The organism is Pseudomonas sp. IT-P171 (assembly GCF_949767765.1).
Classification (GTDB): domain Bacteria; phylum Pseudomonadota; class Gammaproteobacteria; order Pseudomonadales; family Pseudomonadaceae; genus Aquipseudomonas; species Aquipseudomonas fluorescens_B.
Genome location: NZ_CATKQN010000055.1, coordinates 130,601 through 143,037 on the forward strand (window position 1 = coordinate 130,601; position 12,437 = coordinate 143,037).

Genomic DNA, 12,437 nt, shown 5'->3' on the forward strand with positions numbered 1-12,437 from the left:
ACATGCACGCTTTGCAAGCCAAGATCCTCGACCCCCGCATCGGTACCGAATTTCCGCTGCCGCAGTACGCCACCCCAGGCTCCGCCGGCCTCGACCTGCGCGCCATGCTGGAAAAAGACACCGTGATCAAGCCGGGCGAAACCGTGCTGATTCCGACGGGCCTGTCCGTCTACATCGGCGATCCAGGTCTGGCCGCGCTGATTCTGCCGCGCTCCGGCCTGGGCCATAAGCACGGCATCGTGCTGGGCAATCTGGTCGGCTTGATCGACTCCGATTACCAGGGTCCACTGATGGTGTCGTGCTGGAACCGTGGGCAGACCGACTTCAACATGGTGGTGGGCGAGCGTTTGGCACAGTTGGTTTTGGTGCCAGTGGTTCAAGCGCATTTCGAGATGGTCGAAGAGTTCGTTGAAACCCAGCGCGGTACGGGCGGTTTCGGGCATTCCGGCAGCCATTGATCGGATAGACGGCGACCCTGTGGCGAGGGAGCTTGCTCCCGCTGGGTTGCGTAGCAACCCTTAAATACTGTGAGTGCTCCGCACTCAAGCGGGAGCAAGCTCCCTCGCCACAGGATGCTGAAATCGCACAGCCGTCATCTGCAAGGTTTACTACTGAAAACCAAGGCATTGACCGGCCAGATGCTGACTGAAACCGGTGTCATGGCCTTTTCGCACCACGAACTCTCTGTGGAAAACGTCGTCATACCCTTCAGTTCGAACCCGCCAAAGCGTTCTTCGCGTGCAGGTCCAGCCACTTTCGAGATGGAGCATTCCTACAGATGAACACCCCCGCCCAAGTCGCACCCAAGTTCCCTGACAGCATTTTCCGCGCCTACGACATTCGCGGCACCGTCCCGGAATTCCTGAACGCTGAGACCGCTTACTGGCTCGGTCGCGCCATCGGCGCCCAGAGCCTGGCCGAGGGCGAACCGAACGTTTCCGTTGGCCGTGACGGTCGCCTGTCCGGCCCGGAACTCGTCGAACAACTGATCAAAGGCCTGGCCGAGGCTGGTTGCCATGTCAGTGACGTGGGCCTGGTGCCAACGCCGGCGCTTTACTACGCCGCCAACGTACTGGCCGGCAAGTCGGGCGTGATGCTCACCGGTAGCCACAACCCGTCGAACTACAACGGTTTCAAGATCGTCATCGCTGGCGATACCTTGGCCAACGAACAAATCCAGGCCTTGCACGACCGCCTCAAGACCAACAACCTGAGCAGCGGCAAGGGCAGCATCACCCAAGTCGAAATCCTCGACCGCTACAACACTGAAATCGTCGGGGACATCAAACTGGCTCGCCGCCTGAAAGTCGTGGTCGACTGCGGTAACGGTGCGGCCGGTGTGATCGCTCCGCAACTGATCGAAGCGCTGAACTGCGAAGTCATCCCGCTGTTTTGCGACGTCGACGGCAACTTCCCGAATCATCACCCGGACCCGGGCAAGCCTGAAAACCTTGTCGACCTGATCGCCAAGGTCAAGGAAACCAACGCCGACATCGGCCTGGCCTTCGACGGCGACGGCGACCGCGTTGGCGTGGTGACCAACACCGGCAGCATCGTCTACCCGGACCGCCTGCTGATGCTGTTCGCCCGCGACGTGGTGGCGCGCAACCCGGACGCGGAAATCATCTTCGACGTCAAATGCACCCGCCGCCTGACGCCGCTGATCAAGGAATACGGCGGTCGTCCGCTCATGTGGAAGACCGGTCACTCGTTGATCAAAAAGAAAATGAAACAGACCGGCGCCCTGTTGGCCGGCGAAATGAGCGGGCACATTTTCTTCAAGGAGCGCTGGTTCGGTTTCGACGACGGCATTTACAGCGCCGCGCGACTGCTGGAGATCCTGAGCAAGGAAAAATCCACGGCGGAAGAGCTGTTTGCGACCTTCCCGAACGATATTTCTACGCCGGAAATCAATATCCATGTGACCGAAGAGAGCAAATTCAGCATCATTGATGCATTGCACGACGCGAAGTGGGGCGAAGGCGCCGACCTGACCACCATCGACGGCGTGCGAGTCGACTATGCCAAAGGCTGGGGCCTGGTGCGCGCGTCCAACACCACACCGGTGCTGGTGCTGCGCTTCGAGGCCGATGACGAGGCTGAATTGCAGCGCATCAAGGACGTATTCAAAGTCCAGTTGAAGCGTGTTGCACCTGATCTCCAACTACCGTTCTGATTCACCCGGAGCCCTGAATGACCCTCGAACGCGAAGCCGCCGCCAACACCGCCAAGGTCCTGTCCGAAGCGCTGCCTTACATTCGCCGCTATGTCGGCAAGACGCTGGTGATCAAATACGGCGGCAACGCGATGGAAAGCGAGGAGCTGAAAACCGGCTTCGCCCGCGACATCGTGCTGATGAAAGCCGTGGGCATCAACCCTGTGGTGGTTCACGGCGGTGGTCCGCAAATCGGCGACCTGCTCAAGCGTCTGTCGATCGAGAGCCACTTCATCGATGGCATGCGCGTGACGGATGCGCAAACCATGGACGTGGTGGAAATGGTCCTCGGTGGCCAGGTGAACAAGGACATCGTCAACCTGATCAACCGTCATGGCGGCAGCGCCATCGGCCTGACCGGTAAAGACGCCGAGCTGATTCGCGCGAAAAAACTCACCGTGACCCGCCAGACCCCAGAGATGACCCAACCGGAAATCATCGACATCGGCCAGGTGGGCGAAGTGGTCGGGATCAACACCGACTTGCTGAACCTGCTGGTAAAAGGCGACTTCATTCCGGTGATCGCGCCAATCGGCGTCGGTGCCAACGGCGAGTCGTACAACATCAACGCTGACCTCGTGGCCGGTAAAGTCGCCGAGGCGTTGAAGGCTGAAAAGCTGATGCTGCTGACCAACATCGCTGGCCTGATGGACAAGTCGGGCACGGTTCTGACCGGCCTGACGACTCAGCAGGTGGACGATCTGATCGCCGACGGCACCATCTACGGCGGCATGCTGCCGAAGATCCGTTGCGCGCTGGAAGCGGTTCAGGGCGGCGTGGGCAGTTCGTTGATCATCGATGGTCGGGTACCGAATGCGATTCTGCTGGAGATCTTCACCGATACGGGTGTGGGTACGTTGATCAGCAATCGCAAGCGTCACTGATTCAAAAACGTTAAAAGATCGCAGCTTTTGGCAGCGCCTTCGGATGTAAGAAAATTCCGTAGGCTCTGAAGAAATCTGCGATTTTTTTTATGGGCATAGGAAATGCCTGACCTGATTCAGCGAAACGCCTGACATCGCTCAGGAATCAATCTGCATAGGATCTTCCCTGTATCCACAGGAGGACTCCCTCATGAAAAAAGATTACGTTCCTTACGGCAGCGATGTTTCCCCAGGTACTTACGAGTGTGTCGACTGCGGCCACCAATATTCGAATCAGGCCAAAACTTCGATGCCGCCGTGTCCACAGTTTCGTAAAACCGTGCATTCGCGCTATGGCTGGAAAATTCTCACCGGCCAAGGCGACGCAGTGAAGGATCCCTATCCGGAGAAATCGGAAAACCCTGGAATCAAAAGCGCCGAGGTCATCAAACCCGCGAGCAAAAAATAACCTCGCGGACGCCCCCGATCCAGAAAAAAACCCCGATCAGCCTGACTGAGCGGGGTCTTTTTTCGCCTGCGATCCCTGAGGGAGCTGCCGTTATACGCCGAATTGGGCGCGGTAAGCTTCTACAGCTGGCAGGTGCTGCTTGAGCTGCGGATCGTCAGCCAGGAATTCCAGCACCTGATTCAGCGAAACAATGCTGATCACCGGAATGCCGAAGTCACGCTCCACTTCCTGGATTGCCGACAACTCACCGTTGCCACGCTCCTGACGGTTGAGGGCGATCAGCACGCCCGCCGCCTTGGCGCCGTCCTGGGAAGCGATGATCTGCATCACTTCGCGGATCGCGGTGCCAGCGGTGATCACGTCGTCGATGATCAGCACGTCACCGGTCAACGGTGCGCCAACCAGGCTGCCGCCTTCGCCGTGGGCCTTGGCCTCTTTACGGTTGAAGCACCATGGCAAATCACGGTTGTGATGTTCAGCCAGGGCCACCGCAGTGGTCGCCGCCAACGGAATGCCCTTGTACGCCGGGCCAAACAGTACATCGAACGAAATACCGCTCTCGACAATGGCTGCCGCGTAGAAACGACCCAGCTGCGCAAGGGCGGAACCGGTGTTGAACAGGCCGGCATTGAAGAAGTAAGGACTGGTGCGCCCGGACTTCAGGGTGAACTCACCGAAGCGCAAAACGCCGCGATCGATGGCAAAACGAATGAAATCGCGCTGATACGCTTGCATGAAAAAAACCCCAAATACCACGGATTTAGCTAATTAGGTTGACGCCGTGTATCATACACGCACGCGATTTTTGGGGCCATTTATGCGGATCATCAGTGTGAACGTCAATGGTATTCAGGCTGCAGTGGAGCGAGGTTTGCTCAGTTGGCTGCAAGCACAGAATGCCGACGTCATCTGCCTGCAGGACACCCGCGCCTCCGCCTTTGAACTGGACGATCCAGCCTTCCAACTGGATGGCTACTTCCTTTATGCCTGCGAAGCCGAAGTTCCCGCCCAGGGTGGCGTGGCTTTGTATTCGCGGTTGCAACCGAAGGCAGTCATCAGCGGTCTCGGGTTCGAGACGGCCGACCGCTACGGGCGCTACCTGCAAGCCGATTTCGACAAGGTCAGCATCGCGACCTTACTGCTCCCTTCGGGGCAGAACGGCGATGAAGACTTGAACCAGAAGTTCAAGCTAATGGACGATTTCGCCCGTTATCTGGATAAACAGCGGCGCAAACGTCGCGAGTACATTTACTGTGGCTCGCTGTACGTGGCGCAACAGAAGCTGGATATCAAAAACTGGCGCGACAGCCAGCAATCCCCGGGCTTCCTGGCACCTGAGCGTGCCTGGATGGACGAGATTGTCGGCAACATGGGTTATGTCGATGCCCTGCGCGAAGTCAGCCGGGAAGGTGACCAGTACAGCTGGTGGCCGGATAATGAGCAGGCAGAAATGCTCAACCTGGGCTGGCGCTTCGATTACCAGATACTGACCCCGGGCCTGCGCCGCTTTGTACGCAGTGCGCGCCTGCCACGTCAGCCACGGTTCTCGCAGCATGCTCCGCTGATCGTTGACTACGACTGGACACTGACTATCTAGTTTTCGCTGACACGAAAACCTGCTGACCGGTGAACGAAAATGCCCGTATCGAAAGATACGGGCATTTTTCTTATGGGTTATCCCTTCACGCAGCAGCGAGGAATGGCAGCGCCAGATACAACTTGATCACGATCACATTAATGATGTCGATGAAGAAAGCACCCACCATTGGCACCACCAGAAACGCTATCTGCGAAGACCCATAACGCTGCGTCACCGCTTGCATGTTTGCGATGGCAGTTGGCGTTGCACCCAGTCCAAAACCGCAATGCCCTGCCGCCAGAACGGCGGCATCGTAGTTACTGCCCATCATTCTGAATGTCACGAAAATCGCAAACAGCGCCATGACCAACGCTTGCGCAGCGAGGATGATAAAGATCGGCAAAGCCAGTGCGGCCAGATCCCACAGCTTGAGCGACATCAGAGCGATCGCCAGAAACAGCGATAAGCTGACATTCCCCAACACGGAAACTTCACGCTCAAACACCTGATACAAGCCAAGCGCTGATAGCCCGTTCCGTAAAATCACCCCCACGAACAAGACGCAAACGAACGTCGGCAGCTCAAATGCAGTTCCTTGGAGCTGACCATTCAGGAGAGAACCCACCAGCAAACTGACGGAGATCAGAGCGAGCGTCTCGACAAACGAAAATGGCGTGATCGAGCGCTCTTTGTTCGGTTGCTCAAACCCCCTTGGCAGCCGTGGCTTTTCTTGCGTAAGACCGGGCACCTGGACACGCTTGATGAGCAGGCGAGCGACCGGACCACCAATCAAACCGCCCAACACCAGGCCGAACGTCGCAGAGGCCATCGCGAGCTCGGAGGCAGAAGCCAGACCGTACTTCTCACTGAACACCGTTCCCCACGCAGCGCCTGTACCGTGACCGCCCGCCAGGGTTATCGAGCCTGTCAGCAGGCCCATCAACGGATCGAGTCCCAACGTTTTTGCCAGCGCGAGGCCCATGGCATTCTGGACCACCAAAAGCGTGGTGACCGCCAGTACAAAGATTCCCACTACGCGCCCGCCTTTCTTCAGGCTGGCGAAGTCTGCACTCAAGCCGATGGTGGCAAAAAATGCCAGCATCAAGGGCGTTTGCAGTGAGGTGTCAAACCGGACGTCAATATCGAGCCCCCGCAAAGCCAGGAGAAGCAGAGCAACCACCAGGCCGCCTGCTACAGGCTCAGGGATATTGTAGTTACGTAAAAAACCGATTCGTGTGACCAGCCCGCGCCCCAGTAACAGTACTAAAGAGGCGGCCACAAGTGTTCCATAAAAATCGAGCTGAACCATTGGGATTATTCTTTGATATATATTCAGGGGCGAACTTTTTACCTGGACACGCCTCTTGAACAGGTTGATTTATCAACGCTGGTTAGTTTTGGATTCAAGGACCGTCAATGGTCAGAATATATCGAAATATTTCTTGATAAATATTACTTGGCGCAACTCTATCAACCGCCAAGTCAGATTGCCAAGCTCATACACGGCACTGAAGCTTTACAGTTGTGACTAAAAGTGTAAGGGAGATAGTTATACAAGTGTAAATCTGGGCAGAGGCTTAGCCAGTCGGGCACGCATCTTTTACATCGGGAGAAAGTTTCAACTTTAAAAAAAGAAAAGTCCTACACGGCAGGGTAATTAATTTCAAGTTTCGGTGCACTGCGTTTTGCCGCTGAATTTTAAATGTGAAAGCGGGCTTGCTCGCGAAAGTGGTGTATCACTCAACTTAAGTGTTGAATGATAAGCCGCTTTCGCGAGCAAGCCCGCTCCCACATGAATTACGTGCTACTGGCTACTTGATCAACCGCCAAGTGAACGGATACCGGTACGGCACGCCCTCATTGGCTTTCACGCCAGCAATGATCGTCAACACCAACGCACCAATCGCCACCAGCCCAAACAGGAAGAACCCGATGATCACCACCATCAGCAAGAAGCAGATGGCGGAGGCAATGGCGACGGTGATCTGGAAGTTCAGCGCCTCCTTGCCCTGCGCATCGACAAACGGGTCCATATCGCGCTTCATCTGCCAGAGAATCAGCGGGCCGATCAACGTGCCGAACGGAATCCAGATTCCCAGCAAGGCGGACAGATGACAAAACATTGCCCACTGCCGAACCTCTTTGCTCGGGGTGGGAAGCAGCTCTTGCTCGTCACTCATGATGTCCTCCTTGTCTGGAATGGTTCCGGTCAGTCAGCCAGTGCAGCCTTTTGCAATTCGAAGATTTCGGTCATGCCTTTCTTCGCCAGCTCCAGCATGGCATTCAGCTCTTCAGGCTGGAACGGCGCACCTTCGGCGGTGCCCTGCACTTCGATGAAGCCACCGGTGCTGGTCATTACCACGTTCAAGTCCGTCTCGGCAGCCGAGTCTTCCAGGTAGTCGAGGTCGAGCACAGGCTCGCCCTGATACATGCCCACCGAAACGGCCGCGATCATTTGCTTGAGTGGGTCGCCGCCTTTCAGGCCGCCACGCTTCTTGATGACTTTCAAGGCATCGACCAGTGCAACCATGGCACCGGTAATGGACGCCGTGCGGGTGCCGCCGTCAGCCTGGATCACGTCGCAGTCGACGTACAGGGTAACGTCGCCCAGCTTGGACATGTCCAGCGAGGCGCGCAGGGAACGACCGATCAGGCGCTGGATCTCCAGGGTCCGGCCGCCTTGCTTGCCACGGCTCGCTTCACGCTGGTTACGCTCGCCGGTGGCGCGCGGCAGCATGCCGTATTCGGCGGTCAACCAGCCTTGGCCCTGGCCTTTGAGGAAACGCGGCACGCCGTTTTCAACGCTGACGGTGCAGATGACTTTGGTATCACCGAACTCGACCAGTACAGATCCCTCGGCGTGTTTGGTGTAGTTGCGGGTAATGCGGATCGAGCGGAGCTGATCGGCAGCGCGACCACTTGGACGTTTCATAGGGAATACCTGTACGGAGGACGGAAAACTGCCGAGCATTATAGAGCCGCGCGCCAAGACTGGGCACTTCTAAAAAAGCCGCCCGACGATTGAAGGGCCTGGTTTGAGCTTAGAACAGCGCTTAACCGACGGCCTGCAGCCCTTTGTCACACCGTGTGTTTGGGCGCATCCGCCCCACTGCGCTACAATCCTGCGCCTTTGCTGCCTCTTGGCTTCAATTCACAGATAGCGGGTCCGCGAAACCTTGGGTAACGCATGGACCTGCATTGCGAGGTACCTCCATGGTGCACAGCATGACCGCCTTCGCCCGCGTCGAAAAAGCCGGCGCCCAAGGCACCCTGAGCTGGGAACTGCGCTCGGTCAACAGCCGCTACCTGGAACCCCACCTGCGCCTGCCCGAGTCGTTTCGCGACCTCGAAGGCGCGGTCCGCGAGGCACTGCGTCAGGGCATCTCCCGAGGCAAACTCGAGTGCACCCTGCGCTTCACCGAAGAAAACACTGACAAACCCCTGCAAGTGGACCGCGAGCGCGCCGCGCAACTGGTTGCGGCCGCCGAAACCATCGCAGGCCTGATCAAGAATCCGGCGGCGCTGAACCCGCTGGAAGTGCTGGCCTGGCCCGGCGTTCTGGTCGGCGACGCCAGCGACCCGCAAGCCTTGAATGCCGAAGCGCTGGCACTGTTCAACGAAGGCCTGAAAGAACTCAAGGCTGGCCGCGAGCGCGAAGGTGCGGAGCTGGCACGGTTGATCAACGATCGCCTGACCTCCATTGAAGAAGACGTGGTGACCCTGCGAGAACTGGTTCCGCAGATGCTCGCCACCCAGCGCCAGAAAGTCCTCGACCGCTTCGCCGATATGAAAGCCGAGATGGACCCGCAGCGCCTGGAACAGGAAATGGTCATGCTCGCGCAAAAGAGCGACGTCGCCGAAGAACTGGATCGCCTGAGCACTCACATCATTGAAGTTCGCCGGGTGCTCAAGTCCGGCGGTGCTGCCGGTCGGCGCCTGGACTTCCTGATGCAGGAACTCAACCGCGAAGCCAACACACTGGGCTCCAAAGCCTTCGACCCGCGCAGCACACAGGCAGCGGTCAACCTCAAAGTGTTGATCGAGCAGATGCGCGAACAAGTGCAGAATATTGAGTAAGGCAAACCCGACATGACCCACAGCACCGGCACCCTGTACATCATTTCCGCCCCTTCGGGCGCGGGCAAGAGCAGCCTGGTCAAGGCCCTGACCGACACCAACCCGGAGATCCGCGTATCGATTTCCCACACCACCCGTGCCATGCGCCCGGGTGAAGTGGACGGCGTGAACTACCACTTCGTGAGCCGCGAAGCCTTTGTGAAGATGGGCGAACACGGCGATTTTCTGGAGCGCGCCGAAGTATTCGGCAACTTCTATGGCACCTCGCAAAGCCATCTGCAGCAAACGCTGGACGAAGGTCACGACCTGATTCTGGAAATCGATTGGCAAGGCGCCGAACAAGTGCGAAAGCTGATGCCTCAGGCGCGTTCGATCTTCATTCTGCCGCCATCGCTGCAAGCCTTGCACCAGCGCCTGACCCACCGTGGCCAGGACAGCGACGAGATCATTGCGGGCCGGATGCGTGAAGCCGTCAACGAAATGAGCCACTATGTCGAGTACGACTACCTGATCATCAATGACGATTTCTCCCACGCACTGGATGACCTGAAGGCGATTTTCCGTGCCAATCAATTGCAACAGAAGCGCCAACAGGTGCGTTTCGGCATGTTGCTGGCTGAATTGCTGGGCTGAAACAGCTCTTCCCAAAACCGCTGCAAGGGCTTTACATTGGCACTTGCAGCGCGTTGAAGGGCTTGGTCAAAAAATCAGCGCTTCCCTAATCGCTGGTGATTTTTTAAACTGTTGAGTCCGCTCGCCCAACCGGGCAGCGCGCATATTGCATTCGCTCCGAGGAATACCATGGCCCGCGTAACCGTTGAAGACTGCCTAGAACACGTGGAAAACCGCTTTGAGCTGGTCATGCTCTCTACCAAGCGTGCCCGTCAACTGGCCACAGGCGGCAAAGAGCCACTGGTTCAGTGGGAAAACGACAAGCCTACCGTTGTAGCCCTGCGTGAAATCGCCGAAGGCCTGATGAGCTACGAGTTCATCGCCAACGCTGAAATCGTCGAAGACGAACCGCTGTTCGCAGCGTTCGAGGACGAGTCCAACGAGGCCGTCTAAGCCTATGCCTGGTCGACGTAGCACGGCGCGGGGTCACAACGAACGGCTGGAGTCATCATGCCGAGCATAGACGCCCTCGCCGATCGCTTATCGACCTACCTCGGCAAGGACCAGGTCAACCTGGTCCGCCGAGCGTACTTCTACGCCGAACAAGCCCACGACGGCCAACGCCGCCGCAGCGGTGAGGCGTATGTCACGCATCCTCTTGCCGTGGCCAATATTCTTGCCGACATGCACATGGACCATCAGAGTTTGATGGCCGCGATGCTGCATGACGTGATCGAAGACACCGGTATTGCCAAGGAAGCGCTGCAAGCGCAGTTCGGTGAAACCGTGGCCGAACTGGTCGATGGCGTCAGCAAGCTGACCCAGATGAACTTCGAGACCAAGGCCGAAGCACAAGCAGAAAACTTCCAGAAGATGGCCATGGCCATGGCGCGCGACATTCGCGTGATCCTGGTCAAGCTCGCCGACCGCCTGCACAACATGCGCACGCTGGAAGTCCTGTCTGGCGAAAAACGCCGGCGGATCGCCAAGGAAACCCTGGAAATCTATGCACCCATCGCCAACCGGCTGGGCATGCACGCCATCCGCATAGAATTCGAAGACCTCGGCTTCAAGGCGATGCACCCGATGCGTTCCGCACGGATCAACCAGGCGGTCAAGCGCGCCCGGGGCAACCGCAAGGAAATCGTCAACAAGATCGAAGAGTCCCTCAGCCACTGCCTCGCCATCGACGGTATTCAGGGTGAGGTCAGCGGTCGTCAGAAACATCTCTACGGCATCTACAAGAAAATGCGCGGCAAGCGTCGGGCCTTCAACGAGATCATGGACGTCTATGCGTTCCGTATCATCGTCGACAAGGTCGATACCTGCTACCGCGTGCTGGGTGCCGTGCATAATTTGTACAAACCGTTGCCGGGTCGCTTCAAGGATTACATCGCGATCCCCAAGGCCAACGGCTATCAATCGCTGCACACCACGCTGTTCGGCATGCACGGCGTACCGATCGAGATTCAGATCCGCACCCGTGAAATGGAAGAGATGGCCAACAATGGCATCGCCGCCCATTGGCTGTACAAATCCAGCGGCGACGAGCAGCCCAAAGGCACTCACGCCCGCGCCCGCCAGTGGGTCAAAGGCGTGCTGGAGATGCAGCAACGCGCCGGCAACTCGCTGGAATTCATCGAGAGTGTGAAGATCGACCTGTTTCCGGACGAGGTCTACGTGTTCACGCCCAAAGGCCGGATCATGGAGCTGCCCAAAGGCTCCACGGCAGTCGACTTCGCTTATGCGGTGCACACCGACGTCGGCAACAGCTGCATCGCCTGTCGGATCAATCGTCGTCTCGCGCCGCTGTCCGAACCGCTGCAAAGCGGCTCCACGGTCGAGATCGTCAGCGCTCCCGGCGCACGGCCGAATCCGGCGTGGCTTAACTTCGTGGTCACCGGCAAGGCGCGGACGCATATCCGTCATGCACTCAAACTGCAACGCCGCTCCGAATCCATCAGCCTGGGCGAGCGCCTGCTGAACAAGGTGCTGAATGGCTTCGACAGCTCGCTGGAAAAAGTTGCGGCGGAGCGCGTCAAGGCGATGCTCACCGAGTACCGTCTCGAACTGATCGAAGACCTGCTCGAAGACATCGGCCTGGGTAATCGCATGGCTTACGTGGTCGCCCGCCGCCTGTTGGGCGAAGGCGAACAGTTGCCAAGCCCGGAAGGCCCGCTGGCGATTCGCGGCACCGAAGGTCTGGTCCTCAGTTACGCCAAGTGCTGCACGCCGATCCCGGGCGACCCGATTGTCGGTCACCTGTCCGCAGGCAAAGGCATGGTCGTGCACCTGGACAACTGCCGCAACATCAGCGAAATCCGCCACAACCCGGAAAAATGCATCCAGCTCTCGTGGGCCAAGGATGTCACCGGCGAATTCAACGTCGAGCTGCGCGTCGAGCTGGAACACCAGCGTGGCCTGATCGCACTGCTGGCCAGCAGCGTCAACGCGGCCGACGGCAATATCGAAAAAATCAGCATGGACGAGCGCGATGGTCGCATCAGCGTGGTTCAACTGGTGGTCAGCGTGCACGACCGCGTGCACCTGGCCCGCGTGATCAAGAAACTGCGCGCACTGACCGGGGTGATTCGCATCACCCGCATGCGCGCCTAAGCCAAC

The 12,437-nt window shown here is 58.1% G+C and carries 12 protein-coding genes and 1 pseudogene; 9 read left to right on the plus strand and 4 right to left on the minus strand.

Annotation, left to right across the window (positions count from 1 at the left end):
- Positions 1-2 precede the first annotated feature (2 nt).
- The 4 genes and pseudogenes from dut (at position 3) to ACM6I5_RS22900 (ending at position 3,547) form a co-directional block, all read left to right on the plus strand.
- Positions 3-458: a dUTP diphosphatase gene (gene dut, locus ACM6I5_RS22885; protein ID WP_017341480.1), complete on the plus strand. Its 456-nt coding sequence runs from the start codon at positions 3-5 to the stop codon at positions 456-458.
- Positions 459-799: 341 nt separating this feature from the next.
- Positions 800-2,176, plus strand: a pseudogene (locus ACM6I5_RS22890) (phosphomannomutase/phosphoglucomutase); the annotation flags it as partial.
- Positions 2,177-2,193: 17 nt separating this feature from the next.
- Positions 2,194-3,099 (plus strand): acetylglutamate kinase, encoded by a 906-nt coding sequence (argB, locus tag ACM6I5_RS22895; RefSeq protein ID WP_008007602.1) that lies wholly within the window; start codon positions 2,194-2,196, stop codon positions 3,097-3,099.
- A gap of 190 nt (positions 3,100-3,289) precedes the next feature.
- Entirely contained in the window at positions 3,290-3,547 is a 258-nt protein-coding gene (locus tag ACM6I5_RS22900; RefSeq protein ID WP_414884767.1) for a hypothetical protein, read from the plus strand.
- Between the two features lie 90 nt (positions 3,548-3,637).
- Here the strand turns inward: ACM6I5_RS22900 and pyrE are convergent, their stop codons facing one another.
- Entirely contained in the window at positions 3,638-4,282 is a 645-nt protein-coding gene (gene pyrE / locus ACM6I5_RS22905; protein ID WP_017341484.1) for an orotate phosphoribosyltransferase, read from the minus strand.
- 82 nt (positions 4,283-4,364) lie between these two features.
- Here pyrE and ACM6I5_RS22910 point away from each other — a divergent pair, with 82 nt between their 5' ends.
- Positions 4,365-5,144, plus strand: a complete 780-nt coding sequence (locus ACM6I5_RS22910) for an exodeoxyribonuclease III (RefSeq protein WP_008030595.1) — start codon at positions 4,365-4,367, stop codon at positions 5,142-5,144.
- A gap of 85 nt (positions 5,145-5,229) precedes the next feature.
- On the opposite strand, the gene gltS is transcribed toward ACM6I5_RS22910, so the two are convergent.
- The 3 genes from gltS to rph form a co-directional block, all read right to left on the minus strand.
- A complete protein-coding gene (gltS, locus tag ACM6I5_RS22915) occupies positions 5,230-6,435 on the minus strand; it encodes a sodium/glutamate symporter (RefSeq protein WP_414884769.1) in 1,206 nt (401 codons plus the stop codon).
- A gap of 502 nt (positions 6,436-6,937) precedes the next feature.
- Positions 6,938-7,306, minus strand: coding sequence for a DUF4870 domain-containing protein (locus ACM6I5_RS22920; protein WP_414884770.1), 369 nt, complete (start codon positions 7,304-7,306; stop codon positions 6,938-6,940).
- Positions 7,307-7,335: 29 nt separating this feature from the next.
- Entirely contained in the window at positions 7,336-8,058 is a 723-nt protein-coding gene (gene rph, locus ACM6I5_RS22925) for a ribonuclease PH (RefSeq protein WP_010465211.1), read from the minus strand.
- 281 nt (positions 8,059-8,339) lie between these two features.
- On the opposite strand from rph, the gene ACM6I5_RS22930 reads away from it, so the two are divergent.
- From ACM6I5_RS22930 to spoT, 4 genes are all read left to right on the plus strand, one after another.
- The gene (locus ACM6I5_RS22930) at positions 8,340-9,203 is read left to right on the plus strand and encodes a YicC/YloC family endoribonuclease (RefSeq protein WP_253433788.1); all 864 of its coding nucleotides are present in this window, start codon (positions 8,340-8,342) and stop codon (positions 9,201-9,203) included.
- A 12-nt stretch (positions 9,204-9,215) separates the two neighbouring features.
- Complete coding sequence (gene gmk, locus ACM6I5_RS22935) at positions 9,216-9,836, plus strand: guanylate kinase (RefSeq protein WP_017341488.1); 621 nt, start codon at positions 9,216-9,218, stop codon at positions 9,834-9,836.
- A 168-nt stretch (positions 9,837-10,004) separates the two neighbouring features.
- Positions 10,005-10,268, plus strand: a complete 264-nt coding sequence (gene rpoZ, locus ACM6I5_RS22940) for a DNA-directed RNA polymerase subunit omega (protein WP_003177259.1) — start codon at positions 10,005-10,007, stop codon at positions 10,266-10,268.
- Positions 10,269-10,325: 57 nt separating this feature from the next.
- The gene (gene spoT / locus ACM6I5_RS22945; protein ID WP_017341489.1) at positions 10,326-12,431 is read left to right on the plus strand and encodes a bifunctional GTP diphosphokinase/guanosine-3',5'-bis pyrophosphate 3'-pyrophosphohydrolase; all 2,106 of its coding nucleotides are present in this window, start codon (positions 10,326-10,328) and stop codon (positions 12,429-12,431) included.
- The last annotated feature ends 6 nt before the right edge of the window (positions 12,432-12,437 follow it).